The organism is Leisingera sp. SA32 (assembly GCF_056033425.1).
Window position 1 is genome coordinate 108510 of record NZ_JBVYHB010000007.1, and the last position, 24870, is coordinate 133379.

28 protein-coding genes and 2 tRNA genes are annotated in these 24870 nt (G+C 63.5%); 5 read left to right on the top strand and 25 right to left on the bottom strand.

Annotation, left to right across the window (positions count from 1 at the left end; translation table 11 throughout):
- Positions 1-20 precede the first annotated feature (20 nt).
- From AC0IPL_RS12145 to AC0IPL_RS12185, 9 genes are all read right to left on the bottom strand, one after another.
- Positions 21-725 (bottom strand): hypothetical protein, encoded by a 705-nt coding sequence (locus AC0IPL_RS12145; RefSeq protein ID WP_474274789.1) that lies wholly within the window; start codon positions 723-725, stop codon positions 21-23.
- A gap of 137 nt (positions 726-862) precedes the next feature.
- Complete coding sequence (locus tag AC0IPL_RS12150) at positions 863-2347, bottom strand: calcium-binding protein (RefSeq protein WP_474274790.1); 1485 nt, start codon at positions 2345-2347, stop codon at positions 863-865.
- Between the two features lie 543 nt (positions 2348-2890).
- A complete protein-coding gene (locus AC0IPL_RS12155) occupies positions 2891-3733 on the bottom strand; it encodes a fumarylacetoacetate hydrolase family protein (protein ID WP_474274791.1) in 843 nt (280 codons plus the stop codon).
- Between the two features lie 22 nt (positions 3734-3755).
- The gene (locus AC0IPL_RS12160; protein WP_474274792.1) at positions 3756-4481 is read right to left on the bottom strand and encodes an SDR family oxidoreductase; all 726 of its coding nucleotides are present in this window, start codon (positions 4479-4481) and stop codon (positions 3756-3758) included.
- Between the two features lie 25 nt (positions 4482-4506).
- Entirely contained in the window at positions 4507-6024 is a 1518-nt protein-coding gene (locus tag AC0IPL_RS12165; RefSeq protein ID WP_474274793.1) for a UxaA family hydrolase, read from the bottom strand.
- Positions 6025-6035: 11 nt separating this feature from the next.
- Entirely contained in the window at positions 6036-7046 is a 1011-nt protein-coding gene (locus tag AC0IPL_RS12170) for a zinc-binding alcohol dehydrogenase family protein (protein ID WP_474274794.1), read from the bottom strand.
- A complete protein-coding gene (locus tag AC0IPL_RS12175; protein WP_474274795.1) occupies positions 7043-7819 on the bottom strand; it encodes an ATP-binding cassette domain-containing protein in 777 nt (258 codons plus the stop codon). The genes AC0IPL_RS12170 and AC0IPL_RS12175 overlap by 4 nt, the downstream gene beginning before the upstream one ends.
- 72 nt (positions 7820-7891) lie before the next feature.
- Positions 7892-8830 (bottom strand): substrate-binding domain-containing protein, encoded by a 939-nt coding sequence (locus AC0IPL_RS12180; RefSeq protein ID WP_474274796.1) that lies wholly within the window; start codon positions 8828-8830, stop codon positions 7892-7894.
- A gap of 58 nt (positions 8831-8888) precedes the next feature.
- Entirely contained in the window at positions 8889-9923 is a 1035-nt protein-coding gene (locus AC0IPL_RS12185) for an ABC transporter permease (protein WP_474274797.1), read from the bottom strand.
- A 136-nt stretch (positions 9924-10059) separates the two neighbouring features.
- Between AC0IPL_RS12185 and AC0IPL_RS12190 the strand changes: the two genes are divergently transcribed.
- The gene (locus tag AC0IPL_RS12190; protein WP_474274798.1) at positions 10060-10962 is read left to right on the top strand and encodes a GntR family transcriptional regulator; all 903 of its coding nucleotides are present in this window, start codon (positions 10060-10062) and stop codon (positions 10960-10962) included.
- A 31-nt stretch (positions 10963-10993) separates the two neighbouring features.
- Here the strand turns inward: AC0IPL_RS12190 and AC0IPL_RS12195 are convergent, their stop codons facing one another.
- Together AC0IPL_RS12195 and AC0IPL_RS12200 are read right to left on the bottom strand one after the other, a co-directional pair.
- Positions 10994-11962, bottom strand: coding sequence for an aldo/keto reductase (locus tag AC0IPL_RS12195; protein ID WP_474274799.1), 969 nt, complete (start codon positions 11960-11962; stop codon positions 10994-10996).
- A gap of 2 nt (positions 11963-11964) precedes the next feature.
- Positions 11965-13056: a mannitol dehydrogenase family protein gene (locus AC0IPL_RS12200; protein WP_474274800.1), complete on the bottom strand. Its 1092-nt coding sequence runs from the start codon at positions 13054-13056 to the stop codon at positions 11965-11967.
- 62 nt (positions 13057-13118) lie between these two features.
- Here AC0IPL_RS12200 and AC0IPL_RS12205 point away from each other — a divergent pair, with 62 nt between their 5' ends.
- A complete protein-coding gene (locus tag AC0IPL_RS12205; protein ID WP_474274801.1) occupies positions 13119-13955 on the top strand; it encodes an amidohydrolase family protein in 837 nt (278 codons plus the stop codon).
- Positions 13952-14281: an L-rhamnose mutarotase gene (locus AC0IPL_RS12210; protein WP_474274802.1), complete on the top strand. Its 330-nt coding sequence runs from the start codon at positions 13952-13954 to the stop codon at positions 14279-14281. The genes AC0IPL_RS12205 and AC0IPL_RS12210 overlap by 4 nt, the downstream gene beginning before the upstream one ends.
- 443 nt (positions 14282-14724) lie before the next feature.
- Here the strand turns inward: AC0IPL_RS12210 and AC0IPL_RS12215 are convergent.
- From AC0IPL_RS12215 to AC0IPL_RS12260, 10 genes are all read right to left on the bottom strand, one after another.
- Positions 14725-14799, bottom strand: a tRNA-Phe gene (locus AC0IPL_RS12215).
- An 81-nt stretch (positions 14800-14880) separates the two neighbouring features.
- Positions 14881-15084 carry a DNA gyrase inhibitor YacG gene (locus AC0IPL_RS12220; RefSeq protein ID WP_474274803.1) on the bottom strand — a complete coding sequence of 68 codons (204 nt, stop codon included), beginning with the start codon at positions 15082-15084 and terminating at the stop codon, positions 14881-14883.
- The gene (locus tag AC0IPL_RS12225; protein ID WP_474274804.1) at positions 15081-16103 is read right to left on the bottom strand and encodes a ribonuclease E/G; all 1023 of its coding nucleotides are present in this window, start codon (positions 16101-16103) and stop codon (positions 15081-15083) included. Before AC0IPL_RS12225 ends, AC0IPL_RS12220 begins: the two co-directional genes overlap by 4 nt.
- Entirely contained in the window at positions 16100-16681 is a 582-nt protein-coding gene (locus AC0IPL_RS12230; RefSeq protein ID WP_474274805.1) for a Maf family protein, read from the bottom strand. Before AC0IPL_RS12230 ends, AC0IPL_RS12225 begins: the two co-directional genes overlap by 4 nt.
- Positions 16682-16860: 179 nt before the next feature.
- The gene (gene infA, locus AC0IPL_RS12235; RefSeq protein ID WP_005620785.1) at positions 16861-17079 is read right to left on the bottom strand and encodes a translation initiation factor IF-1; all 219 of its coding nucleotides are present in this window, start codon (positions 17077-17079) and stop codon (positions 16861-16863) included.
- 83 nt (positions 17080-17162) lie between these two features.
- Positions 17163-18041: a carbon-nitrogen hydrolase family protein gene (locus AC0IPL_RS12240; RefSeq protein WP_474274806.1), complete on the bottom strand. Its 879-nt coding sequence runs from the start codon at positions 18039-18041 to the stop codon at positions 17163-17165.
- 74 nt (positions 18042-18115) lie between these two features.
- A complete protein-coding gene (locus tag AC0IPL_RS12245) occupies positions 18116-18703 on the bottom strand; it encodes a GNAT family N-acetyltransferase (protein ID WP_474274807.1) in 588 nt (195 codons plus the stop codon).
- Positions 18703-19113 carry a ketosteroid isomerase-related protein gene (locus AC0IPL_RS12250; RefSeq protein WP_474274808.1) on the bottom strand — a complete coding sequence of 137 codons (411 nt, stop codon included), beginning with the start codon at positions 19111-19113 and terminating at the stop codon, positions 18703-18705. Before AC0IPL_RS12250 ends, AC0IPL_RS12245 begins: the two co-directional genes overlap by 1 nt.
- On the bottom strand, positions 19110-19568 hold the full coding sequence (locus AC0IPL_RS12255) for an arsenate-mycothiol transferase ArsC (protein WP_474274809.1): 459 nt from the start codon (positions 19566-19568) through the stop codon (positions 19110-19112). The genes AC0IPL_RS12250 and AC0IPL_RS12255 overlap by 4 nt, the downstream gene beginning before the upstream one ends.
- A gap of 3 nt (positions 19569-19571) precedes the next feature.
- A complete protein-coding gene (locus tag AC0IPL_RS12260; protein WP_474274810.1) occupies positions 19572-20051 on the bottom strand; it encodes a UPF0262 family protein in 480 nt (159 codons plus the stop codon).
- Positions 20052-20176: 125 nt separating this feature from the next.
- Between AC0IPL_RS12260 and AC0IPL_RS12265 the strand changes: the two genes are divergently transcribed.
- Positions 20177-20935 (top strand): SDR family oxidoreductase, encoded by a 759-nt coding sequence (locus tag AC0IPL_RS12265; RefSeq protein WP_474274811.1) that lies wholly within the window; start codon positions 20177-20179, stop codon positions 20933-20935.
- 86 nt (positions 20936-21021) lie between these two features.
- Here the strand turns inward: AC0IPL_RS12265 and hisD are convergent, their stop codons facing one another.
- The 4 genes from hisD to AC0IPL_RS12285 all read right to left on the bottom strand — a co-directional run bounded on the left by hisD (position 21022) and on the right by AC0IPL_RS12285 (position 24349).
- Positions 21022-22332, bottom strand: a complete 1311-nt coding sequence (gene hisD / locus AC0IPL_RS12270; protein ID WP_474274812.1) for a histidinol dehydrogenase — start codon at positions 22330-22332, stop codon at positions 21022-21024.
- Positions 22333-22443: 111 nt separating this feature from the next.
- Entirely contained in the window at positions 22444-22923 is a 480-nt protein-coding gene (locus tag AC0IPL_RS12275) for a DUF2948 family protein (protein ID WP_474274813.1), read from the bottom strand.
- Complete coding sequence (murA, locus tag AC0IPL_RS12280) at positions 22920-24188, bottom strand: UDP-N-acetylglucosamine 1-carboxyvinyltransferase (RefSeq protein ID WP_474274814.1); 1269 nt, start codon at positions 24186-24188, stop codon at positions 22920-22922. Before murA ends, AC0IPL_RS12275 begins: the two co-directional genes overlap by 4 nt.
- Complete coding sequence (locus AC0IPL_RS12285; protein WP_474274815.1) at positions 24188-24349, bottom strand: hypothetical protein; 162 nt, start codon at positions 24347-24349, stop codon at positions 24188-24190. The genes murA and AC0IPL_RS12285 overlap by 1 nt, the downstream gene beginning before the upstream one ends.
- A gap of 85 nt (positions 24350-24434) precedes the next feature.
- On the opposite strand from AC0IPL_RS12285, the gene AC0IPL_RS12290 reads away from it, so the two are divergent.
- Positions 24435-24509: transfer RNA gene (locus AC0IPL_RS12290), tRNA-Thr, on the top strand.
- The last annotated feature ends 361 nt before the right edge of the window (positions 24510-24870 follow it).

Consider the following 24870-nt stretch of genomic DNA (forward strand, 5'->3'; position numbering starts at 1 on the left):
CACGCATCGCCGCCCTGCGGTCAGGACCGCAACAACACTTTAGTCGAGTTCACGGCCTGGGCGATCCGCTGATAATGCACCGCAACATCGCTGCTGCCCTCCGCCGAGCGCAACAGAACTGTCGTGGTGTCTTCCAGAATGGACAGCGCCTGGGCGTTGATCTGCACCGCAAGTTCCGGCTTCACCGCCGCCACCGGACGCCGCGCGGCCTGCCTGTCCGCCGTGACCGTAACCCGCAGCCGGGGCTGGCTATTGTCCCGGTCCTGGCGCGATAGCGTCGCCAGTCGGTCGGAGGCTTCCGCCAACGCGTCGCGGGCCGGGGCGTAGTCCCCCTCCGCGGGCAGCGTCTCGGCCACAGCTCCCAGCTCCTTGGCCAGGCAGTCTGTGCGGTAGATGCTGCCAACAGCCCCGCAGGCCTCCGTTGCATAGCCGATCTGGGCGATCACCAAATCGGTCAGTCTCTGCGAGACCGACACCGGTTCTGACGCCGGGGTAAAGCCGGAATCGTCATTCGGCCCTTCGGGTCTTTCTTCTTGAAACTGAAAGAACAGGCTGGGATCCGGTTCCCCCCGCACCTGCGCCCGGTGCAGCAACCGCGGCTGGCTGCCGGGCGGTTGCAGTATTGCCGCGAAAGGCGGTGCTGCAAACACGCGTTTCGGGGGCGCCGCGGCGGTGGCATCCTGTGGCAGGCCGGTCAGGCCGACGGCGCACAGACATATGAGCATCCTGCCTATGGATCCGCCCCTGCGGGTCGCGCACCTCTGTCGGTCTGTCGCCCAGCCTTGGCCACCCCTGTGGGAAACGACAGTGGCAATTCCCGCGGTTTTGTTGTGTGCCATAATCATGTTGTGTGCCATAATCATCAAGCCTCCATCGGGCCGCCACTCAGGCCCAGGAAATTGTCGGACGTCAGATCCAGTTCGCCAAGAAACAGAACCTCGAAATCAGCATCCAGCCCGGCCCGGTCCGGATCCTCGCTGATGTTTTCGGCATAGAGCAGCGTGCCGTCCTGTTCCTGTTCGACAAACAAGAGGATTTCAAAGAAGGACGCATCCCCAGCCGGTGTCAGCGCAAAGAACCCTTCGCTGAGCACAAGTCCGATGTAGGCATCCTCCACCGCGATATTGCTCAGGTCGACCAGATCCAGGCTCGCATCGAAATCCGAGACCGTGTCGCGTCGCCCCGCACCGGTCCGACTGTGCTCAAAACTGTTGAATACAAAGACGTCCTCTTCCTCATCCTGCCCGCCTTCCAGCACGTCCGCACCCTGTCCACCCTTCAGCGTGTCCGCGCCGACGCCGCCCCACAGCATATCCGCGCCGGTACCACCATCCAGCAGATCGTTTCCATCACCACCGTCCAATGTATCCAAGCCGGAGCCGCCGCACAGAATATCTTGGCCACCGTCGCCCTCCAGCAGATCCGCGCCGTCGCTGCCATGCAAACTGTCGCCTCCCGCGCCGCCTTCCAGCACATCCGCGCCAGCACCGCCGCGCAGAATATCCGCGCCGCCATCACCCGACAGCACATCCGTTCCGTCCTGGCCGCGCAGCGTATCCCCGCCGCGTCCGCCGAAAATCGAGTCTGCGCCATCGCCGCCAATCAGCAGATCCCGACCGTTTCCACCCTCGAGTTGATCCCCGGCGCTGCCACCGGCCAGGCTGTCATCGCCGCCGCCGCCAGCCAGAGTGTCCGCCCCTGCGCCGCCCAACAGCAGATCTGCGCCCGCACCGCCAGTCATCGAATCCGCGCCCGCGCCGCCTTCCAGCGCGTCCTGACCGCGCCCGCCCTCCAGCAGGTCGTCGCCCGCACCGGCGCCAAGACTGTCTTGGCCCAGGCCGCCACGCAAGACATCTGCGCCCTTGCCGCCTGACAGTGTATCCGCGCCCTCACCGCCAACCAGCGTGTCCGCACCACGGTTTCCGTCCAGCTGATCGGCGCCGGAATTGCCCAGCAACCGGTCATCACCAGACAGCCCCGAGAGGACATCCGCTTGATGTGAGCCATTGAAGAGATCCGATCCGCCATAGAAAAAATGCAGGAAATCCTCAGCCGTCACATCGGACGATGCCACGACCGTATCAGCATCCAGCGACAGACCCTCAATGGTGTAGATGAGGTCTTCCCAGCTTTCTGGTTCGTACTGGTGAAAGGCCCCAATCGTGCCAGTGATCGAATACGCGCCACCCACACCAGGAATGAACTGAAAACGGGAGCCGGGAGCGGCGATGTACTCGGCACGGAAACCGTCATCGCCCGTAAAGCGGATGCGGGTTTCATCCACCGTGAACCGGGCAACAATATCCGTGTCGATCACGAAGGCGCGGGAAAAGGTAATCGTTGCCATTCTGACCTCGCAAGTGTTCACCATTCAAGGCAGGAGGCAGCAACTTGTCCCAGCCGCCCAGTGCACCGCGCGCTGGAAGACCGAAGCTGGAAGACCGAAGCTGGAAGATCGAAACTGGCAGGTCATGCCTGGCAGGTCGAAGCAGGCAAACCCTGACCGACAACTCTGGCAGGCTGGACCGACGAGCCTTCGCCACCACCTCCGCGCGTCCCTCCCTGAAAGCAAGTGGAGCGCGATGCCGGAAAAAGTCAAGCATAGGTTGCGAAAACCGCGCACTGGCCCGCCGTGGTGAGGTCTGGCGTGGTGAGGTCTAGCGTGCGGGAGGTTCAGGCTGAAAAATGGAGCTGAGACAGCATGTGTCCAGCCGGGGGACGGCTGCCATGTTATATGAGTATCTACATGTGGCCCGGTCTGCGCTGAGCCGCCAGTGTCGCCCGCGCTCCGCGCGCGATCTTTTCCCGAAGCGGATGCACTGGTTCCAATGGCCCCTGCGGGCGGCACACCGAGAGAGGCCCCCGGTGCGCCAATGTCCAACTCGTGGGATCAGTCCGCGATTACATCCTGTCGCTGCTCTCCCAGGCCCTCGATACCCAGTTCCACCACGTCGCCCGCCTTCAGATAGCGCGGCGGTTTCAGGCCCAGGCCAACGCCCGGCGGGGTCCCGGTGGAGATCACGTCGCCGGGGTGCAGTGTCATGAACTGGCTAAGGTAATGCACCAGATGCGCCACGCCGTAGACCATCGTCGCGGTGGACCCATCCTGCATCGTCTCGCCGTTGACCTTCAGCCACATCGGCAGGTTCTGCGGGTCCGCAATCTCGTCCCGTGTCACCAACCAGGGACCGATCTGGCCGAAGTTGTCGCAGCTCTTGCCCTTAGTCCACTGACCTTCGCGCTCAATCTGAAAGGCGCGCTCGGACACATCATTGGTGACCGCATACCCCGCGACATGGTCCATCGCCTCGGCCTCGCTGACGTATTTGGCGGGCTTGCCGATAATTACCGCCAATTCGACCTCCCAATCGGTCTTTTCTGAGCCCCGCGGGATGATGATCGGATCATTTGGGCCGCAGATGGCGGACGTCGCTTTCATGAACACAACCGGTTCCGACGGCACAGCCAGTCCGCTTTCGGCGGCGTGATCGGCATAGTTCAGACCAATGCAGATGAATTTCCCTGAGCCCGCAATCGGTGGCCCCAGACGGGGGTTGCCTTCGACGACGGGCAGCGCCTCGATATCCGCCTTTGCCAGTCGCTCCAGACTGTCGGGATAAAGATTCTTGCCGGACAGATCGTCGATCAGACCAGAGAGATCCCGTATGCTGCCATCCGTGTGCAGCAGACCCGGTTTTTCGGCACCCGAAGCGCCAAAGCGAAGCAGTTTCATATCGCGTCTTTCTTCTTTGGTTTCAAATGGTCCAGCCACCATCGATACAGCAGGCTTGGCCGCTGGTATAGGTGGCGCCCGCAAGGTACACGGCGAGATCGGCGATCTCCGCAGCCTCCGCGATGCGGCCCATCGGCTGACGGGCAACAAAGTCTGCACGCGCGGCCGCATAATCGCCTGTCGCCGCCAAACGGTCATCCAGCGAGGGCGACTGCACCGTGCCGGGGCAGATTGCATTGCATCGAATGCCCTGCGCGACGTAATCGGCGGCGATGGCTTTGGTCAGCCCAAGCACCGCTGCCTTGGTGGTGCTATAGACAAAGCGGTTCGGCACACCTTTGACGGCGGAGGCCACTGAGGACATGTTGATGATCGCACCGGATTTGCGCGCCAGCATCCCGGGCAGCACCGCCTGCACCATTCGCACCATCGCCTTGACGTTCAGGTCGTAGGCAAAGTCCAGTTCTTCCTCTCGGCATTCGAGCACGGTGCCGCCATGCACGATACCGGCACAGTTGAACAACACGTCCACGTCGCCCGCAGCCTCGCAGACAGCGGCCACGCTGGCCGCGTCCAGAACGTCCAGACGGGCTGTATCACAGCCGTCCAGGCCGTCCAGTCCGGCGGAATTGATGTCGGTGGCCAGCACGCTGGCGCCCGCGCGCAGGAACGCCTCGGCGCTCGCGCGGCCAATGCCCTGCGCCGCGGCGGTAATCAGCACCCGCTGGCCGGTCAGATCTGTTGTCATTGTCGTTCCTCCTTTTGTGCAGTGGTCACATTACCGCGCCGATTTGCCAGGGCACGAATTCCACCGAACCAAAACCCTGCGCCTCGCTCTTGGTCTGCTCGCCCGAGGCCACCCGCAGCAACAGATCAAAGATCTCTCGCCCCTTCTTCTCCAGGCTGACGCCGCTCAGGATGTCGCCGCAGTTCACATCCATATCCGTTTCCATCCGCCGCCACAGATCCGGGTTGGAGGCGAGTTTGATCGAGGGCACCGGCTGATAGCCAGACACGCTGCCGCGCCCGGTGGTAAAGGCGATCAGGTTGGCCCCCGACGCCGTTTGCCCGGTCACCGAACAGGGGTCATATCCGGGGCTGTCCATGAAGACGAAGCCCTTGCGGTCGATCGGCTCGGCGAACTTAAAGACACCCGCAAGTGGCGCGCTACCGCCCTTGGCCACCGCGCCCAGGGATTTCTCCAAGATGGTGGTCAGCCCGCCGCGCTTGTTGCCCGGCGAGGGGTTATTGTCCATCTCGCCGAAGTTGCGGGCGGTGTAGTCCTCCCACCAATCAATCAGGTCAATCAGCTTGCGACCCGTCGGATCATCCACCGCGCGGCGGGTCAGCAGGTGTTCGGCGCCGTAGATTTCCGAGGTTTCAGACAAGATCGAGGTGCCGCCATGGCGCACCAGCAGATCCGAGGCCACGCCCAGTGCCGGGTTCGCCGTAATGCCGGAATAGCCGTCCGAGCCGCCGCACTGCATGCCCAGCACCAGCGCACCGGCCGGCGCAGGCGCGCGGGTGGCCTTGTTGGCCTCTGCCGCCAGTTCGCGCAGCAGCGCCAGCCCCTTGTCGACGGTGGCGCGCGTGCCGCCCTCGTGTTGGATGGTCATATAACGGAAGCGCGCGCTGTCCCTCAGCGCCCTGCGGTCGATCAAATCCGGGATCTGCATCACCTCACACCCCAAGCCAACCATCAGGATGGCACCGAAGTTGGCACTGTGGCCGTAACCCGCAAGGGTGCGAAACAGGGTTTCATACCCCTCACCCGTGCCGGACATGCCGCAGCCGGAGCCATGCACGATCGGCACGATGCCATCAACATTGGGAAACGCCGCCAGCAAATCCTCCCGGGCCGCGGCCTCGGCGATGAAGCGCGCCACCGACCCTGCGCAGTTGACCGACGTCAGGATGCCCAGGTAGTTGCGCGTCCCCACCCGCCCCGAGGGGCGGTGATAACCCTGAAATTCCGCCGCGCTATCCGCTGCGGGCAATGCCTGCGCGGCGGCGCCAAAGTCATAGTTCTGCTTATGCGCCCCCATGCCGAGGTTGTGCACATGCACAAGGGCACCGGCTGCAATATCGGCCGTGGCAGCGCCGATGATCTGGCCGTACTTCAGGATGTTCTCGCCCGCCCGAACGCTGAGCTGCGCGATCTTGTGGCCGGCCGGGATGGCCTCGCGGGTGGTAACGCCGCCGGGCAGTTCGGTTCCCGCGGGCACTGCCCGAAGGGCCACCAGAATATTGTCCGCATCATGCAGGCTGAGCGCAAAGGGCTGGTCGGTCATGTCGGTATCTTTCACGGTGTCACAAGCACCTTGATGAGGTGATCACGGTCTTCGGCCAAAGCGGCGAACTGACCCGGCAGCTCCGCCAGCGGCACCACGGCTGAGGCGATGGCATCGGTCGGCACCTCGCCTGCGCGGATCGCCGCGATCACGCGGTCGAAATCCGCCCTCAGCGCGTTACGGCTGCCGATGATGCGGCTCTCACGCTTGTGGAACTCGGAGTCGGCAAAGGTGATGCTCTCCTTCACCACGCTGACCAGCACCGAGCTGCCGCCATGGGCAACCAGCGCAAAGCCAGCCTCAATCGCCCCTGCATTGCCGGTGGCGTCAAAGACCACATCAAAGCCCTCGGCCAGATCGCCGCTCAGGATGTCATCGCCCGGCTGGTGCGTGTCGGCAAAGCCGAACAGCTCTGCCGCGGCGGCCAGACGTTTTTCGCTGAGGTCCAGCAAATGCACCTCGGCGCCGGCGATGCGGGCAAACAGCGCGGTGCCCAGTCCGATAGGTCCAGCCCCGGTGACCAGCACCCGGTCACCCGCGCCGCAACCGGAGCGCGCCACCGCATGGGCCCCAATGGCGAGGAACTCAACCATCGCCGCCTGCTCCGGTGTCAGCCCCTCGGCCGGGTAAAGATTGGCGTCGGGCACCGCGATGCGGGCGCACATGCCGCCATCCGTGTGAACCCCCAGAACCGCGATGGAACTGCAACAGTTCGGTTTGCCCCGCTGACAGGCGCGGCAGGTCCCGCAGGAGATATAAGGGTTCACCACGACCAGCTGCCCTGCATCGGGACCGTCCGCCAGATGGCCCGACAGCTCATGCCCGATCACGCGCGGGTAGTTCAGGAACGGGTGCTTGCCCTCGAAGATATGGTAGTCGGTGCCGCAGATGCCGATGGCGGCAATGTCCACCAGCCGATAGCCCGCAGGCGCCTGCTGCGGCTTTGCGCGGGTTTCCAGCGCAAATGTGCCAGGTTCCACGCAAACACCGCAGACCATCTGATCCTGTGCCAGATCCTTCATTGCGCCGCCTCCAGATTGCGGGCCGACCAGTCGGCGGGCAGCTCCCCCTTGACGATCAGGCTCAGCACGTCGTCCTTGGTCACCTCCTCGATGCCATGGGCGCCGACCAGGCGACCCTTGTTCATCACCACCACCCGGTTGCACAGATCAAAGACGTCATGCATGTCGTGGCTAACCAGCAGGATGCCGATGCCCTCGGCCTGAAGCTGGCGGATCAGGTCGGCGACCATGGCGGTTTCCGACGGGCCCAGCGCCGCCGTCGGCTCGTCCATGATTAGCACCTTGGTGTCGAAATAGATCGCACGCGCAATCGCGATCACCTGCCGCTGCCCACCCGACAGCGACGACACCGGGTCCGACAGGTTCTTGAAGTTCGGGTTCAGCCGCGCCAGCACCTTGCGGCTTTCCTGCAGCATCCGCGCATCGTCCAGATTGCCGAAGCGCGTCTTCAGCTCACGCCCCAGAAACAGGTTCGAAGGCGCATCAAGATGGTCGGCCAGCGCCAGCGTCTGGTAGATCGTTTCGATCCCCGCCTCGCGCGCATCGTTGGGGTCGGTGAACGCCAACCGCGCGCCATTCACGCGGATCTCGCCCGCGTTCGGGACCATCGCACCGGCCAGGATGCGCATCAGGCAGGACTTGCCCGCGCCATTGTGGCCCAGCACCCCGACCACCTCGCCGGGATAGAGATCAAGCGAAACATGATCCACCGCCCGCACCCCGCCAAAGTGCTTCTCGATACCAATCATCTCTACCAAAGGGGTCTGCGACATGGTCTGCCTTTCTGCCGGGGTCGTCTGAAGTTCGGGCCGGAGGACGCAGGCTGCGCCCTCCGGCACAGCGGCTCAGTAGAGCACATTCTTGGCTGTGTCGGTGTCGATGTTCTCCTGATCCACCAGCACCACACCGGTGTTGATAAAGGAGTCGACCTTCTCGCCCGACAGGATGTCGATCACCGCGTTCACGCCTTTTTCGCCCATCGCGAAAGAGCCCTGCACCGCGGTGGCCTCCATCAGACCATCGCGCACGAACTGTTGCAGGTCGGCGTTGCCATCAAAGCCCAGCGCCACCAGTTCCCCGGCCTTGCCCGCTTGCATGATGGCGCGGCCCATGCCCACCGCCGTCGGCTCATTGGCACCGAAGATGCCAACCAGATCCGGGTTCGAGGCCAGGATGTCAGTGGTCTGGTTCAGCGCCAGCGCCATCTGGCTCTGGGAATAGTAAGGACCGACGATTTCCAGCTTGGAGTTGGCTTTCAGATAGTCGGAAAAGCACCCGACCCGGCCGATTTCCGACCCCACGCCGGCGACATAGGACATCACCGCAACCTTGCCCTCGGTGCCCGCCTCGTCAATCATCCGCTTGGCGACTTCCTCTCCGGCGGCGCAGTTGTCGGTGGACAGGAACGCCTGATAGGTGCCCTGCGCGCCTTCGGCCAGCGCGCTGTCGATGATGACGACCGGGATGCCGCTCTCATAGGCGCGCTTCACCGCCGGGGCCAGCGCCTCCGGGTCGGAGGGGGCCAGCACGATGCCGGAGACACCGCGGTTGATGGCGTTCTCCACCAGGTTCACCTGGTCGGCAACGGCGCTTTCGGTTGCCGGACCGTCAAAGCTGAAGGTGTGTTCGTCCTGCGCGGCGATCGCCACCTCGGCGCCCTTGTTGACGTTCTGCCAGAAGTTCGAGCTGGTGGTTTTCACGATCACCGCGATTTCACCCGCCTGGGCCATCCCGGTCGACAGCGCCACCGCCGACGCCAGCATTCCAAGTTTAAAGGACCGCATCTCATTCCTCCTCTATTGAGATATTGGTTTTCTTCTTGTCTTGTCGTGTCTTGCGACCTCAGCGCCGGTTGCGCATCTGGTCGACCCAGACCGCGCCGATCACCACCGCCCCGATCACGATCTGCTGGATGAAGGCAGAGACCCCCGCCATGTTCAGCCCGTTGCGCAGGATGCCGATGATGAAGGCGCCGATCATGGTGCCGGACACCGTGCCCACGCCACCCGACAGGGACGCGCCGCCAATGACCGCCGCCGCAATCGCGTCCAGTTCGTACATCACGCCCTCGCTGGGCTGGGCCGTGACCAGCCGCGACATCAGCACGTTGCCCGCCAGCCCCGCCAAAGCGCCCGACATCACATAGGCGTAAAGCTTGGTCTGATCGACGCGCACACCGGACAGCCGTGCCGCTTCCTCGTTGGACCCGGTGGCATAGATGTGGCGACCGATGCGGCGCCGACGCAGCATGTAGGCGGCCGCCCCGGCCACCACCAGCAGCAGGATCGCGGGATAGGGAATGCCGGGAAAGATCACCTTGGGAAAACCGTTGGGCTGCATCTCCACCATGCGAAACAAAGCGCCGTTGCCGAGGGTGCCGAAAGCCTCGCCCAGCTGCGAAATCGGTGCGGCGCCCGTCAGCTGCAACGCCAGACCGCGCGCCATCAGCATCATGCCCAGTGTCGCCACGAAGGGCGGGATCTTCAGCCGCGTCACCACGAACCCGTTGACCGCACCGCAAGCGGCCCCGATCACGATGCCGAACCCCATCGCGATGCCCACTGGCGCTCCGGCCTTGACCGCCATAGCGGTGCCCACCCCGCACAGCGCCAGCACAGAGCCGACCGATAGATCTATCCCGCCAGTGATGATCACCATGGTCATGCCGATGCCCAACAAACCAATGACCGAGGTTTGCAACAGGATCGTCAGACCGTTGTTGACCGAAAAGAAAGCCTGGCTGGCCAGGGAGAAGCCCGCGATCAGCAGCAGCAGCGTCAGCAGCGCAGAAAGACGGTGAAGTTTCGCCGCCTCCGGCATCAGGCCCGCAAGCGGCGCCTGCGCCCGCCCGGCCGCGGGTTTGAGTGCTTGTGACATACGCCTCCCTTTCGCAGTCTTGCATTTAATTATTTAATACATAAACAGGACTCACTTGATTCCTGTCAATTGTTTTTTATAATAATGTACAAGAACAGAATTTGCCTTCAAGGCATGGATGAGGAAGGGCACAGACATGGCGCGCCGCGACACCCGGTACCGCGAGGCTTACAATCAAATCCTCGCCTTTTGCGAAACACTGCCCGCGGCGGCGCCGATGCCCTCCGAAACCCGGCTGGCCGACATTGCCGGCGTCAGCCGCACGGTGATCCGCCGCTGCCTGACGCGAATGCAGGAACGGGGCCTGATTTCCTGGCAAGGACGTGACAAGCAGCTGCTGCGCGCACCCGGCCCCGAAGACCGGATCGCCATGCTGGAGACCAGCACCGACAAGACCGACCTGGAGCAGCGTTTCCTCGACTGGGTGCTGCGGTTCGATGTGCCCGCCAACACGCCGCTGTCGGTGGCAGAGCTGTCACGCACCTTTGACGTGCCTCAGCATGACTTCAAAGAGTTCCTTGCCGGGCTCAGCCGCTTTGGCCTGGTGACCCGGCGGCCGCAGGGCGGCTGGATGCTGCTGGGCTTTACCAAGGCGTTCGCCGTGGAGCTGTCTGATTTCCGTTCTGTGCTAGAACTGAACGCCGTGGCCCAAGTCGCCGAGGCGCCGGTAGACCATCCGGTCTGGGCGGCCCTTGCGCAACTGCGCCGCGACCACCTGGCGCTGAAAGAGGCCATCGACAGCGATTTTCACGAGTTCTCGAAACTGGACGAACGCTTTCACCTGGCCATCAACTCGGTGGTGACGAACCGCTTCATTGCCGAATTCCAAAAGGTGATCTCGCTGATCTTTCACTACCACTACATGTGGGACAAGACCGAGGAAAAGGACCGCAACGCCGCCGCTATCGATGAACACCTTGCCATCATCGACGCGCTGGAGGCCCGTGACGCAGAGGCGGCACAAGCGGCGGCGCAACGGCACTTGCGAACCTCCAAGACAACGCTGCTGTCGTCACTGCGCCATCACGACCTGGGCTGACCGGCCCAGGCCCGCCTTTCCGTCCGACCGCTCAGGCAAGCAGCGCGTCCAACCCCTCGGGCACCGGCGCCTGCAACGCCCGCAGGTTTCGGGTCAGGGAGGATGGTTTTGCCGTTCCCAGCAACACCGACGCAACCGCTGGATGGCGGACGGCAAACTGCAACGCCGCACTGGCCAGCGGTAGGCCCACCGCTGCGGCGCGCTCCTGCAACTCTGCCACGCGGTTCAATATCGGCTGTGGTGCCGGGCCGTAATCATAGGTCGCCCCCGCCACCGGGCCGGTTGCGAGGATCCCGGAATTGAAGATGCCCCCCAGCACCAGGCTGGTGCCCGCGCGGGCGCATTCCGGCACCAGTTCCGCCTCGGCCGAACGGTCCAGCAGCGTCAGCCGCCCGGCCAGCAGGATCACGTCCAGCGGCCCGGCGTTGCGCATCACGTCCAGGCAGACCTCACATTCGTTGACGCCAAGGCCAAAAGCGCGAATCCGGCCCTGCTCCTTCAGCCGGACCAGCCGTTCATAGCCATCACCCAAGAAGGCCTCCCGGTGCGGCCGGTTGCCCTCAACCCCGTGGGTATATTCTCCGATATCATGCACATAGAGGATCTCGATCTCCCGGCGCCCCAACCGTTCGCAGCTCTGCTCAAAGCTCTCTTCGAGACCGTCGCCGGAATAGTCATAATGTACATCGTTCTGCGCCGGCTTCACAAAGCCATCGGCCTGCGCGATCGGGGCGCGGGCGGGCGACAGCAGCCGCCCGACCTTGGTCGAGACAACCGCGTCCGACCGCCCGCGCAGGAAACGGCCCAAACGCTGTTCCGAAAGGCCACGCCCATAATGCGGCGCGGTGTCGAAATATCTGATCCCCGCCTGCCAAGCGCAGTCCAGAACGGCCGCGACATCCGCTTCGCTGACCGCGCGGTAAAGATTGCCGATGCTGGCGCAGCCAAAGGACAGCTCAGTCACATCAAGGCCGGTTCGGCCGACGGTTCTCGTTTTCATGGTCATCTCCGCTCCAGCGCAGCGCGCAGCTGCGGTTTGGCGCCCGTGTCGCCGTTTTGCTCTGCCCAGGCCAGGAAGGCCCCGATACGGCGATCCAGCTTCTCGCCGTGGTTCTGTGAAATGTCTTCCAGCCGGTGGTCCAGATAAGGGTTGGCGAACCGCTCCAGCGTGGTTTCGATATAGGCCTCAAGCCCCTGCGCCTCGCCCGCGGCCGCAAACCCAGGCGCAACCTCCGCATCGTACAGCGCCCGCAGCCGCGCGGCCCAGTCCGTGTCTGCCATCACCTCGCGCACATAGGTCGCCCCCTGACGCCCGCGTGCCAGCCAGTCGGCAACCATCCAAGTGTGGCCAAGGTTGAGAACATAAAGCTTGCGACGCTCGACCGGTCCCAGGTCCGGCACCACTTGCACGGCCGGGTGACGGCAGGGCGGCTCCAGGCGCGGCTGCGCCTCAATCGCCCACAGCGCGTAGGGTTCGGCGACCGCGCCCGCCGGCTGCAACGGCTCCGAGACGATCCGGTCGACCAGCGAGTTGACCCAGACCACCTCCTCGCGCAGCCAGGCGCAATAGTCCGCCCCCATGCCGACCGCCGCATTCAGCACCAGCTCGCGCAGTGCGCGCCCGTTGCTGGCCACCAGTTCGGTCGGCATGATCTGAACAGACCGCCCGCCGGCCGCGTAGCGCAGTTGCAGCAAATGCGCCAGCTTGGCCGGATAGGACATCGCCGGATCAAACTGGCCCGCCTGGTCGGCTGACTGTGGACGAAACCCCGCGTCGGCAGTGTTGGACAGGATGACATCCGCGGTTTCCGCCACCATCTGCTGAACGTCCGCCAGGTCGGCGGCCAGCGTCAGACCACGCGCCACCGCGCGAACCGTGCGGCTTTCCTCCACGGCGCCCCCTTGGCGCAACCCACGGATCTTGACCTCATACCCCTGAGTGAGGGCGCGGACCCGGCCCGCGCGGCTGGCATCACCGCTGGTCTGAACCACGGTCAGAGGCTGTGCATCCGGCCAGCTTTCGGCCAGGAACAGATCCGCATGTGCCTGCAAAAAGCGGCTGGTGCCGAATTGCAGCACCGATGGAATTCTCATTGACGCCCCTCCCGTTTTGGTTTGTTATTATTTAGAACCGATCCTCTTGCAAGGAAAAATCCGTGATCATCGACGCACATCAGCATTTTTGGCGGATCGACCGGGGCGACTACGCCTGGATGGACGACAGCGTGGCTGAAATCCGCCGCGACATCCTGCCGCCGGATCTGGCGCCGCTGGCGCAGGCCGCCGGGGTCGCTGGAACAGTCGCGGTGCAGGCCGCCCCCACCCTGGCGGAGACCGAATACCTACTCTCCCTCGCCGATCAGGCGCCGCTGATCCGCGGTGTGGTAGGCTGGCTGGATCTCACTGCTGATGTGCCGACGCAGATCTCCAGCGTGGCCCACCCGCGGCTGAAGGGCATCCGCCCGATGCTGCAGGACATTGCCGACACCGACTGGATCTTGCGTCCGGATGTGCTGGCAGGGTTGAAACAGGTCGCTGCGGCCGGACTGCGGATGGATGCGCTGATCACGCCACGACACCTGGGTGCAATCGCCCGCTTGGCAGGCGCGCTGCCGCAGCTGACGATCATCGTCGACCATTGCGCCAAGCCGGTCTTTGACGGAACCGATCCCGGCCCCCAGTGGCGCCGCGGCATCGCGGCGCTGGCGGCGCATCCACAGATCAGCTGCAAGCTGTCCGGCCTGGCCAATGAATTCGGCCCCGGCTGGTCTGCCGACACCCTGCGCATGGTGTTCGACCACGTTCTGGCGTGTTTCGGTCCGCAGCGACTGATGTGGGGGAGTGACTGGCCGGTACTGGAGCTGGCGGGCGACTATCCCGGCTGGCTGGCAACAGCGCAAGAGATGGCCGCGGAGCTGTCTCCGGGGGAGCGCGCGGCCCTTTTCGGCGGCACCGCCACCCGCATTTACGACCTGACACAGGAGACACCATGAAACGCATGGCACAAGTCATCGGCCTGAAGCCCGAACACCGGGCGGAATACATTCGTTTGCACGCTGAGGTCTGGCCGCAGGTGTTGGAACGGCTGCGGGCCTCCAACATCACCAATTACTCGATCTTTCTGCGCGAGCCCGAGATGCTGATGTTCAGCTACTGGGAATACACCGGAGAAGATTTTCAGGCCGACTCTGCCGCGATAGCGGAAGATCCAGTAACCCGCGAATGGTGGACGATCTGCGGACCGATGCAAACGCCGCTGGCCAGCCGGGCGGAGGGCGAGTGGTGGGCAGGGATGGAAGAGGTCTTTCATCTGCCGTAGCGCGAACTCCGAAAACCGGATGAGATGGCCTGCTGCCGGTTTATTTACCGGTTCTCCGTGGCGTCAAGCGGGATCAGCAATAGGCCGTCCAGGTTTCGCGGCGACTTGATGAACCGAGGCGAAATTTCCACCCTGCAAGATCATCCCGCCAGCGGATCCAATTCAGGCGTAAGTCAACGCAGCCTCCGACAGGGTCAAAGCGTCGGATGTGACAAAAGTCTCATTCCCCTGTTCGGTGTACGGTCTGCTCAACCCTGCCAAAGAAGGTGCTTGTCTGGCAGTTCAGCCTCTCGGATCCGAAGGTCCACCGGGACACGGCGGCTAAAGTAGTAGATACCTTCTTTCACGAAGACATAGCTGCGTGAAATGTTCTCCAATTTGTTCTACCCCTCGCTTTGCCAAATGCAAAAGCTGATGTAAAACAATACCTTAGAGAGGTATCGTGGTGCCCGGGGGCGGAATCGAACCACCGACACGAGGATTTTCAATCCACTGCTCTACCCCTGAGCTACCCGGGCACGGGAAGGCTGTTCGCCTTGGGTGTGGGCCTTCTATGCTCTGTACGCGCAGGTGTCCAGAGGCTTTTTCAAAGAAAATCACTAATGCCGGATTCGAGGAGAGGTTTCTTGTTCCTCCGGCGAAGCGCGTGACTCTTCCAAAGCGTTTTCAACGTCTTCGGGGGTCTGGCTCGGCACCGCGTAGGTGCCGTTCAACCACTTTCCCAAATCGATGTCCGCGCAGCGGATAGAACAGAAAGGCCGGTAGGCGCGCTCAACCTTGCCGCCGCAGATCGGGCAGCTCATGTCAGAACCTCCAATAAGGCGATGCGGCCACGCTTGCGCTGCAACTCATAATGGCCAAGGTTGGTCCAGCCGACCAAAATCGTCTCCTCCGGGTCCGCACGCAGGGCTGCCCGCAGCGCTGTTTCAAAGGCGCGACGGTCCTTCTTAGGCATCGGCGCGAGGTCCAGCACGATCTGACCACCCAGGCCCCGTACGCGCAGAGCTCGCGGCAGCGCCTTGGCGGCCGCGATGTTCGCCTTGACCCCAGCAGCCAGCGACGTGTCGGTGCCAGTGTTCACGTCGACCGCCACCAGTGCCCGGGTGGGCTCTATGAACAGGAAGGCGCCGCCCGGCAATGGTTCGCGGATGCCTTGCGCGATATCCAGTGCATCCAATACCCCCAGCCTCTCGAAACCTCCGGGCGTGCGTTCCACGTCTGCGGCGTCCACCCAGTCGCGCCACGCCAGAAGATGCGGCCCATCCCCCTCGGCCAGAACCTCCATCTCGGAGCCGTCATCTTCCATCACCTGCGCCGCCAGAGACACCATGGCAGCCACATCCTCGGCGATCTCCTCGCCGTTCACGCCCGCACAGGCCGAGCGCAGGATCAGACCATAGCCAGCCTCACCCATTTCTTCATGGGCGATCTCCAGAAGGCGGTCTCGCTCATCCTCGTCGCGGATACTGCGCGAGATGTTCAGCCCCGGCGCGTCCGGCGTCACGATGGCATAACGGCTCTTGAACAACAGCTTCTGGGTGACCGGGATCGCCTTGCCCGGCTCAGCATAGCCCGAGACCTGCACCAGAAGCATTTGCCCCGGCGACAGCCCCTTGACCTGACGCAGAAAGGCGGGGCCGTCCGGCGTGGTCAGGAACATGCCGCCCTGCCCCTTGACCGGGCGGTCGGCACGTGCGCGATAGATAGTACCGGGGGCGGGAGCGTCGCTGGCGATCAGAAAGTCTTCCAGTTTACCATCCACCATCAAGGCCGCAGCCTCACGGTCCTGAATGTGGTCGAGAATAATGGTACGGCCCTTCATGCGGCAGTCTCCTGATAAAGCGGCAGCCCAGCGGCGCGCAGCAGATTAGCAGTTTCAGAAAGCGGCAGACCGACGATGCCGGTGAAGGAGCCGCTGATCCAGGGAATAAAGGCTCCGGCAGGCCCCTGAATGGCATAGGCTCCGGCTTTGCCCTGCCAGTCGCCGGTGGCGAGATAGGCGTTCAACTCTTCATCAGACAGGTTTTTCATCTTGACCTGGCTGACCACGTCCTTGGCCCAGACCCGCTCTCCACGGCGCACGGCAACGGCGGTGATAACCCGATGGCGGCGCCCCGACAGCGCCAACAGGAATTCCGCAGCCTCGCCCGCGTCGCGTGGTTTGCCCAGAATGCGGCGGCCGAGCGCAACGGTGGTATCGGCACAGAGCACCACATCATCCCCGCCGGCGGTCACGGCGCGGGTCTTGTCCTGCGTCACGCGGGTGCAGTAGGCGCGCGGCAGCTCGCCCTTCAGTGGGGTTTCATCGACCTCGGGCGGACGCACCGCGTCAGGGCGCACCCCCAGCTGCGCCAGCAACTGCAGCCGCCGTGGGCTGCCCGATCCCAGAATGAATGCCATGTGCCTTGCCCTCTTGCCGGTTTGCGCCCGTCATACTGGGATTGCCGGCAGCGGAAAAGAGCAGCCCGCTCTTTCCCCCTGCCGGACATATCCCGCCGGAGGCCGCGGCTGAAAAGCCGCTTGAAAAAACAAAAGCCCGGCGAAAGGCCGGGCTTTGCATCTCTTGGCGGATCAACGGCTTACTTGAAGCGGTAGTTGATCCGGCCCTTGGTCAGGTCATAGGGGGTCATTTCCACCTGGACCCTGTCGCCAGCCAGAACACGGATGCGGTTCTTGCGCATCTTGCCTGCCGTATGTGCGATGATTTCATGGCCGTTTTCCAGCTCGACCCGAAACGTCGCATTAGGCAGGAGTTCCTTCACGACACCGGGAAATTCGAGCGTATCTTCCTTGGCCATGTTGTCTCCATCGTTGCGTTCCCCCGCAAACCGCGGGACGTGCGCTTAAATGAGCGCATTTCCCCCGTTTTTCAAGGGCTCAATCAGGTTAACACCGCTTTTGTGACCGAATTAATGCGAGGCAGCTGTTCATCCCAATGCAGGCGGTTCAGCACACCGCCGTCGGCCCGGACATGTGCAATCGCCTCAAGGTCCACCTCACCATAGGTCCAGCCAGGCTGATCCATCGTGCCTTCGGCGATCACACCGGTACCGGGGAAGCCATTGTCAGGCGGGCCGAAAATGCCGCCCATGCCGGTGTTTTCATCCACAGCTTCAGACCAGCTGTTGGTCCCCACCACCGAGGCCATGGCGGTAACGCATTGACATTCCAGCGCCCGCGACATCGCCCCCAGACGCACCCGCCAGTAGCCCGCAAGCGCCTCGGTACAGGAGGGCACAAGGATCACATCCACCTCTGCCAAGGCACGCCCCAGCAGGGGAAATTCACTATCGTAACAAATCAGCACGCCGATTCTGCCTAGCGCGGTTTCAAACACCTTCAGCGGCCCGCCTCCAGCGACCCCCCAGTCATCCCGCTCGAATCGGGTCATGATCTGCTTGTCCTGATGGTCGCGCCCCCCAGTCGGCGTGTACAGTTCCGCCCGGTTCACGACCTGTCCGGTACTGGTCAGCACCGGGGCCGACGCGCCTAGGATGTGCACGCCATGCTGCGCCGCAAGTTTCAAATGCAACGCCGCGGCCTCTTCCATCCGGTCCGACACCGCGTGGATCGAGCGCTGAAGATCACCTGCAGCCTCCGCCCCTGCCAAGGTCGACAGCTCCATCGCGCCGTATTCGGGAAACAGCAGAAGATCCGCGCCCTCGCCCGCCGCCTCGGCCACCCAGGACGCCAGCTTGTCCTCATACTGGGCCCAACTGTCGAGCCAGTCGAGCGGATAGGCGGCGGCGGCAATTTTCATCGGGTCTCTCCTGTTGGCGATATGTCCGCAGCATTGCCCTGCCGGACCACTCAGCGCAAGGTGTCGGCCTGGCGTTACAGATCCCGCATCCAGACCTGCAGAGATTTTGAGCTCTCGACGCTCTGGCCCAAATCTTTCCACGCAAAATGGGCGACAGCCCCGGGTACAGGCTGGTAACCGCGTTTGCGCCAGAACGGATCCAGCGACCCATAGTCCTTGGGCCGCAAAGGGTGATCCGCAGGGCGCTGCACCGCACAAAAGGCCGATTTGGTGAACCCCAGCCTGCGCGCATGTGCCTCGCGCAGATCAAAGAACCCATGCCCCGCGCCGCGACCACGGTAGGCGGGCAGCAGAACTGATTCGGCGCAGTAGAACACGTCTGCCAGATTAATTTCGCGCGCTGCAAAAGCGGCGGCAAAATCATCGGCATGATCGCTCAGCGGCGTGCCGGTCGCGGCGCCGACCAATGTGTCGCCATCAAAGGCCCCAACAACCACCGCCCCGGCGCTGTCGCGGTAGTTTTGCAGATAGCGGCGTTCATACGCCAGGTCGCCATCATAGAGATACGGCCACGCGCGAAACACCTCGATCCGCAGACGCGCCACATCTTCCAGTGCGGCCTCCAGTGCCGCGCCGGTCAACGCCGCAATGCGCAGGCGCATTAGGCCGCGCGCCCCTTGTCCGACACTTGGGCAATCCAGTCGGCGAGATTGTAATAGGTTGTGACGCGCGAGATCCTACCACCTGTCAGCTCGAAGAACGACCCGCCCGGCAGCCGGTAGGTCTGGCCGGCTGCCTCCGGAAGACCGTCGTCGGTCGCCAGATAGGTACCGTTTACGATGAACTCCGCCGCTGCACGGGAGCCGCAGGGGCTGGAGAGGAGGACCATATCGGTCAGCTCTTCCTTATAGCAGCGGCTCATATGTGCGCAAAATTCAGCAAACTTCGCCTTGCCGGTACGGATCTCGCCTTCGTTCACGTGATGGGCGATGCCGTCATCCAGGCAGTCCAGCATGGCGTCTATGTCGCCTGCGTTGAAGGCTTTGAAATAGCGCGCGATGATCTCAGTCATAGTCTCTCCGTCGGTTCGCCCCAGCGTTTTTTCAGGTGCTGGATGATCTGGTCCCTTGTCTGTCGGTAACTGTCTAGCTTGGCGTCGCGCGTCTCGCCCAGCCCGGTTGGGTCCAAAATCGGCCAATATTCGACATCGAGGTGAAAAAAACGGGTCAACTCCAGTGCCCGCCGTTGGCTGGCCGGTGACAGTGCCACGACCAGATCGAAGGACGACAAATCATCCCCCCAGCGCTCCATCTCGTCGAAGGAGCGCGAGCGGTGGCGCGACAACTCCACGTTCATTTCTTGGCAGACAGCAATGCAGAAGCCGTCAATTTCCATGTCATTCTTGACGCCAGCCGACTGAACATAGGTGCCGGTGCCGTAGAATTTCTTCATGATGCCCTCTGCCATCGGAGAGCGGACCGAATTGTGGTCGCAACAGAACAGAATGGACTGCGGCAGCTCCTCCACGCATCAGCCTCCGAAGTGCAAGACGCAAATCAGGGTGAACAGTCGGCGGGCGGTGTCGGTGTCGACCTCCGCCTTGCCCTCCAACCGTTCCTGCAAAACGCGACTGCCCTCGTTGTGAATGCCGCGGCGGGCCATGTCGATGGTCTCGATCTGGCTGGGCGGCAGGGTCTTCACCGCGGTGAAATAGCTCTCGCAAATTTGGTAGTAATCCTTGACCACCTGGCGGAACGGCGACAGCGAAAGGTGAAACTCCGCCGCCTTCTCGCCATCCTCGGTGTTGACGTCAAAGACCAACCGCTTCTCACGGATGGCGAGTCCCAGATGATAAGGACCATCCGGCATGCCGCGCGCCTCGCGGCCCGGCAGCGCAAAGCTGTTCTGCTCGATCAGATCATAAATCGCCACCTTTCGCTCCTGATCGATTTCGGGGGTCGGCGGCGGCAGGTTGCGGTCGTCCAGTTCGATATGGCTGATACGGCTCATGGCTCTGATCTCTATATGCGCGAAGGCGTCCGAACCTGAGTAGCGCACGACCGCCCGCGGGGCAATGCAGCTGTGCTTGACAGGCCAGCCAGCAGCGCACAGCCTGCCAACACAGGAGACCAGACATGACCGGGCTTGACCCATTCCCCCTGAAGGGCCAGCGCGCGCTGGTGACCGGCTCGACCGACGGGCTGGGGTTTGCTGCGGCGCGACTGCTGGCGCAGGCCGGGGCTGAGGTCTGGATCAACGGGCGCAGCGCCGCGCGTGTCGCCGCAGCGATCGACCAGATCCCCGGCACCGCGCATCCGCTGGTGCTCGACATCGCAGACGAGGCCGCAGCCTGCGCCGCGTTCGAACACCTGGCGGCGCAAGGCGGGCTCGACATCCTGGTCAACAACGTCGGCCAGCGCGACCGCCGCAGCCTGTCAGACTTCACCCGCGCGGATGTACAATCCCTGTGGGAGGTCGACCTCGTCTCCCCGTTCCATCTGTGTCAACTGGCCGCGGCACAGATGGTTCCGCGCGGATATGGGCGCATCATCAACCTGTCGTCCATCGCCGGAATCATCGCCCAGTCGGGGGATGCGGCCTACACCACTGCCAAGGCCGGGATCAACGGCATGACGCGGGCGCTGGCCGCAGAGCTTGGCCCCAGCGGCATCACCGTCAACGCCGTTGCGCCGGGTTTCTTCAAGACTGCGCCGAATATGGCCGCCGCTGCGGATCCGGCAGTTGCCGACCGGCTGAAGGCCGCGACCGCGCTTGACCGCTGGGGACGCCCGCAGGAGCTGGCCCCCGCCATCCTGTTCCTGGCTTCGCCCGCCGCGTCTTACGTCACCGGGCAGGTGCTGGCAGTGGACGGCGGCTACACCGCTCACTACTGACAATCGCGCGCCGAAGGCCCGCGCTCTTTCTGGTCAGAAATACTCCGGGGTGAATTGTCCCGCAGGGGCAAGAGGGGCAGCGCCCCTCAGCCGTCCTGATCGTTTAGCGCATCCAGCCGGGCCGTGACGGACAGCCCATGTGCCTCCAGGCTTTCGCTGGCGGCCAACGCCGCTGCCGCCGGTCCAATCGCGCGCAACGCCTCCGGCGTCATCTGGCTCAGCGTGGTGCGTTTCAGGAAATCCATCACGGACAAACCAGAGGAAAACCGGGCCGAACGGGCTGTCGGCAACACGTGGTTTGGCCCACCGACGTAATCTCCGATGGCTTCGGGTGTGTATTGGCCCAGGAAAATTGCACCCGCATGAACGGTTTTCAGGCTCAAACCCTGGGGATCGGCCACGCAAAGCTCCAAGTGTTCCGGCGCAATGCGGTTGGACAGCGCTGCGGCCTCGTCCAGATCGCGGACGGTTATGACCGCTCCGAAATCGCGCCAAGAGGCAGCGGCGATTGCGCGGCGCTCCAGCGTCTCGAGCCGTTTGTCCACTGCGGCTGCCACCGCCCGGCCGAAGTCCGCATTATCAGTCACCAGGATCGACTGGGCGCTTTCGTCATGCTCTGCCTGGCTCATCAGGTCCAGGGCAATCCAGTCGGGGTTGTTGTCCTTGTCGGCGATCACCAGAATTTCCGACGGCCCGGCGATCATGTCGATGCCGACCTTGCCAAAGACCCGCCGCTTGGCCGCCGCGACAAAGGCGTTGCCGGGACCAGTGATCTTGTCCACCGGGGCGATGCTTTCGGTGCCATAGGCCAGTGCCGCTATCGCCTGTGCACCGCCTACGCGATAGATTTCATCCACACCGGACAGTCGCGCCGCCAGCAGCACCAGCGGGTTGATCTGCCCGTCCGGCGTCGGCACCGTGATCGCGAGCCGCGAGACCCCCGCCACCTTGGCCGGGATCGCGTTCATCAGCACCGACGACGGATAGGAGGCCAGCCCGCCGGGGACATAGAGACCCGCCGCCGCTACGGCTGACCAGCGCCAGCCCAAGGTCGCGCCAGCCGCGTCAGTCCACTGCGCATCCTGCGGCATCTGCCGCGCGTGGTAGGCGCGGATGCGCTCCGCAGCCAATTCCAGCGCGGCACGATCCTGTGGCGAAACGGCTGCCACCGCAGCGTCGACTTCTGCGTCAGAAATCCGCAACTGGCCGGGTTCCAGCTCCATCCGATCGAATGTCGCGGTCAGTTCCAGCAGCGCAGCATCGCCTCGCGTTCGCACATCCTCGATGATCTTCGCGACCACGGCATCCACCTGCGGGCTGTCCTCGCGCTTGGCGCCCAACAGCGCGGCAAAGGCCTGTTCGAAATCGGAATCAGCGGTGTTCAGAAACTGCGGCATCGGGATCTCCTGTTTGTTCCCCCGCATAGCGGCAACATCCGGCGGCCTCAAGAAATATGCCGTCGCCGGGCCGCTTTGCCGCGCTGCGGATCCTTGGGCGCGCAAAAATGGTCAGGCGCCGTGGTCAGGTGCCTGGCCAGACGGCGCCCGGTAGGGCCGCGTCACATCGCGCAATGAGACTTCCAGTGCCTCAACCGACAACCGGATGGCGCCATCTCCCGCGAGCGTCAGGAGCACATGGCCTGCGCCATCCTCACCGGGTTCAAATCCGATCGACAGCAGGGACAGCACCAGGTCCCGGTCGCTGCGGTCCACCCCCTGCGAGGCCACCGCCAGGACATTGTCCACCACCAGCAGGGATTGCACCCGTTCATAGACACGGCCGCGGCGTTCGGCGGCGTCCCGGTCTTCCCAGCGGAACCGGTTCACCAGAAGGGCAAAGCGGCGCTGTGCCTTGCGCCAACTCATTTCCGTGACCGGAAAGACCGCGTCCTGCGCCAGCGACGACAGCACTTTCAGATCCTCCGGGTCCAACGCGCCCAGATTCAGCGGAACCTCGCGACCGTCTTCAAAACTTGCGTCCTGCGTCATTGATCCCGGACCCGTTCAATGCGGGCACCCACGCCGGACAATTTGCGCACCACGTGCTCATACCCGCGATCCAGGTGATAGACCCGGCTGACGACGGTTTCGCCCTCCGCCGCCAGACCTGCCAGGATCAACGACACCGAGGCCCGCAGGTCGGTGGCCATCACCGGCGCGCCTTTCAGGCGTTCGACCCCGGTGACTGTGGCGTGCCCCCCATGCACGTCGATGCGCGCGCCCATGCGCGTCAGCTCCGGCGCGTGCATGAACCGGTTCTCAAAGATCTTTTCCTCCAGCACAGAAGTGCCTTCGGCCGTACACATCAGCGCCATCATCTGCGCCTGCAAATCGGTGGGAAAACCGGGGAAGGGTTCGGTCACCACATCCACCGCCTTGACGCGGCCATTTGTGCGGCGGACCTTCAACCCCTTTTCGGTCTCCGTCACCTGGATGCCGGCCGCATCCAGTTTCTCGCAGAAGGCACCAACCAGCCCGATGCGTCCGCCTAGAAGTTCCACCTCGCCACCGCTGATCGCCGGGGCCAGCATATAGGTGCCCAGCTCGATCCGGTCCGTCACCACCTGATGGGTCGCGCCATGCAGACGGTCCACACCTTGAATGGTGATGTCCGGGCTGCCATCGCCTTCGATCTGCGCGCCCATCTTGCGCAGGCAGTCGGCCAGGTCCACGATTTCCGGCTCACGCGCGGCGTTCTTGATGACCGTGGTGCCCTTGGCCAGTGTCGCTGCCATCATGATGTTTTCGGTGGCCCCGACGGAGGCGAAACTCAGTTCGATCACCGCGCCTTTCAGACCTTTGGGCGCCTTGGCATGCAGGTAGCCGTCTTTCAGCTCGATCTCAGCCCCCAGCGCCTCGAGCCCGTGGATATGCAGGTCCATCGGCCGGGCCCCGATGGCGCAGCCGCCGGGCAGCGACACCACCGCCTGCCCCAACCGCGCCAGCATCGGACCCAGCACCAGGTTGGACGCGCGCATTTTGCGCACGATGTCATAGTCGGCAACGTGGCTCGTCAGATCGTGGCTGGACATTGCCAGCACCTGACCGTCCTGAAGGCTGGAGACCTCGGCCCCCAACGACTGCAGCAGCGTTGTCATCGTCTTGATGTCGCTCAGCCGTGGTGCGTTGGTCAGCGTCAGCGGTTCCTCGCTCAGCAATGTTGCCGGCATCAGTGTCAGACAGGCGTTCTTGGCGCCTGCGATCGGGATTTGCCCGTTCAGCGGCCCACCGCCCGTTACCAGAATCGAATCCATCAGCCCTGTTCTCCGTCCTTGCCTGTATCTTGGTCCTGCTGCACCGCCCGCGCCTTGGCCTGCGCCTTGCGGCGCGCCATATTGGCCTTCAGCGCGGCCTTCAGCCGGTCTTCGCGAGAGGCTGCTGAATCAGCGTTTTTGGGTGTTTTCTTCTCTGCCATAAGACTTCTGTAACTTAGTGCGAAAAAACCGTCCAGAATGCTCTTGCGCCCCTCCGCGTTTATGCCTAAAAGCCCCCTCACCGGCGCTGCTGTAGCTCAGAGGTAGAGCACTCCCTTGGTAAGGGAGAGGTCGAGAGTTCAATTCTCTCCAGCAGCACCAGTTTCCCAAGAAAATCAGAAGCAAGATTGCCAGCTCGCTGAAGTGCAACGATTTTTAGTGCATGCTCGGGCGCCTGAAGCCTCTCCGCTACAGCGCGCTCTATAGTCAGCCCAACGTTTATCGGATATCAGGGCGGGCGCCCCGGCCACTTTGGAACAATGCGGCCGCAGCAGCGGCTGTGGGCGACGTTCGGTGCGCGTTTTATCCAGCCGACCAGCCCGACCGGCTGCGCACGACGTCCGCAGTCGTCACCGCGCGAATCATACGTCCGCAAGTGTGCCCACGATCACGAATCGGATCTGAAACAGATCCTCGCCGGTCCAACCAACCGCAGCAGATGCAGCGCGACAGCCTCGCGCCG

What these genes read in the sequence shown, in the direction of transcription:
- AC0IPL_RS12145 (WP_474274789.1), bottom strand. Translation starts at nt 725, where the DNA reads ATGCTCATATGTCTGTGCGCCGTCGGCCTGACCGGCCTGCCACAGGAT.
- AC0IPL_RS12150 (WP_474274790.1), bottom strand. Translation starts at nt 2,347, where the DNA reads ATGGCAACGATTACCTTTTCCCGCGCCTTCGTGATCGACACGGATATT.
- AC0IPL_RS12155 (WP_474274791.1), bottom strand. Translation starts at nt 3,733, where the DNA reads ATGAAACTGCTTCGCTTTGGCGCTTCGGGTGCCGAAAAACCGGGTCTG.
- AC0IPL_RS12160 (WP_474274792.1), bottom strand. Translation starts at nt 4,481, where the DNA reads ATGACAACAGATCTGACCGGCCAGCGGGTGCTGATTACCGCCGCGGCG.
- AC0IPL_RS12165 (WP_474274793.1), bottom strand. Translation starts at nt 6,024, where the DNA reads ATGACCGACCAGCCCTTTGCGCTCAGCCTGCATGATGCGGACAATATT.
- AC0IPL_RS12170 (WP_474274794.1), bottom strand. Translation starts at nt 7,046, where the DNA reads ATGAAGGATCTGGCACAGGATCAGATGGTCTGCGGTGTTTGCGTGGAA.
- AC0IPL_RS12175 (WP_474274795.1), bottom strand. Translation starts at nt 7,819, where the DNA reads ATGTCGCAGACCCCTTTGGTAGAGATGATTGGTATCGAGAAGCACTTT.
- AC0IPL_RS12180 (WP_474274796.1), bottom strand. Translation starts at nt 8,830, where the DNA reads ATGCGGTCCTTTAAACTTGGAATGCTGGCGTCGGCGGTGGCGCTGTCG.
- AC0IPL_RS12185 (WP_474274797.1), bottom strand. Translation starts at nt 9,923, where the DNA reads ATGTCACAAGCACTCAAACCCGCGGCCGGGCGGGCGCAGGCGCCGCTT.
- AC0IPL_RS12190 (WP_474274798.1), top strand. Translation starts at nt 10,060, where the DNA reads ATGGCGCGCCGCGACACCCGGTACCGCGAGGCTTACAATCAAATCCTC.
- AC0IPL_RS12195 (WP_474274799.1), bottom strand. Translation starts at nt 11,962, where the DNA reads ATGAAAACGAGAACCGTCGGCCGAACCGGCCTTGATGTGACTGAGCTG.
- AC0IPL_RS12200 (WP_474274800.1), bottom strand. Translation starts at nt 13,056, where the DNA reads ATGAGAATTCCATCGGTGCTGCAATTCGGCACCAGCCGCTTTTTGCAG.
- AC0IPL_RS12210 (WP_474274802.1), top strand. Translation starts at nt 13,952, where the DNA reads ATGAAACGCATGGCACAAGTCATCGGCCTGAAGCCCGAACACCGGGCG.
- AC0IPL_RS12220 (WP_474274803.1), bottom strand. Translation starts at nt 15,084, where the DNA reads ATGAGCTGCCCGATCTGCGGCGGCAAGGTTGAGCGCGCCTACCGGCCT.
- AC0IPL_RS12225 (WP_474274804.1), bottom strand. Translation starts at nt 16,103, where the DNA reads ATGAAGGGCCGTACCATTATTCTCGACCACATTCAGGACCGTGAGGCT.
- AC0IPL_RS12230 (WP_474274805.1), bottom strand. Translation starts at nt 16,681, where the DNA reads ATGGCATTCATTCTGGGATCGGGCAGCCCACGGCGGCTGCAGTTGCTG.
- infA (WP_005620785.1), bottom strand. Translation starts at nt 17,079, where the DNA reads ATGGCCAAGGAAGATACGCTCGAATTTCCCGGTGTCGTGAAGGAACTC.
- AC0IPL_RS12240 (WP_474274806.1), bottom strand. Translation starts at nt 18,041, where the DNA reads ATGAAAATTGCCGCCGCCGCCTATCCGCTCGACTGGCTCGACAGTTGG.
- AC0IPL_RS12245 (WP_474274807.1), bottom strand. Translation starts at nt 18,703, where the DNA reads ATGCGCCTGCGCATTGCGGCGTTGACCGGCGCGGCACTGGAGGCCGCA.
- AC0IPL_RS12250 (WP_474274808.1), bottom strand. Translation starts at nt 19,113, where the DNA reads ATGACTGAGATCATCGCGCGCTATTTCAAAGCCTTCAACGCAGGCGAC.
- AC0IPL_RS12260 (WP_474274810.1), bottom strand. Translation starts at nt 20,051, where the DNA reads ATGAGCCGTATCAGCCATATCGAACTGGACGACCGCAACCTGCCGCCG.
- AC0IPL_RS12265 (WP_474274811.1), top strand. Translation starts at nt 20,177, where the DNA reads ATGACCGGGCTTGACCCATTCCCCCTGAAGGGCCAGCGCGCGCTGGTG.
- hisD (WP_474274812.1), bottom strand. Translation starts at nt 22,332, where the DNA reads ATGCCGCAGTTTCTGAACACCGCTGATTCCGATTTCGAACAGGCCTTT.
- AC0IPL_RS12275 (WP_474274813.1), bottom strand. Translation starts at nt 22,923, where the DNA reads ATGACGCAGGACGCAAGTTTTGAAGACGGTCGCGAGGTTCCGCTGAAT.
- murA (WP_474274814.1), bottom strand. Translation starts at nt 24,188, where the DNA reads ATGGATTCGATTCTGGTAACGGGCGGTGGGCCGCTGAACGGGCAAATC.
- AC0IPL_RS12285 (WP_474274815.1), bottom strand. Translation starts at nt 24,349, where the DNA reads ATGGCAGAGAAGAAAACACCCAAAAACGCTGATTCAGCAGCCTCTCGC.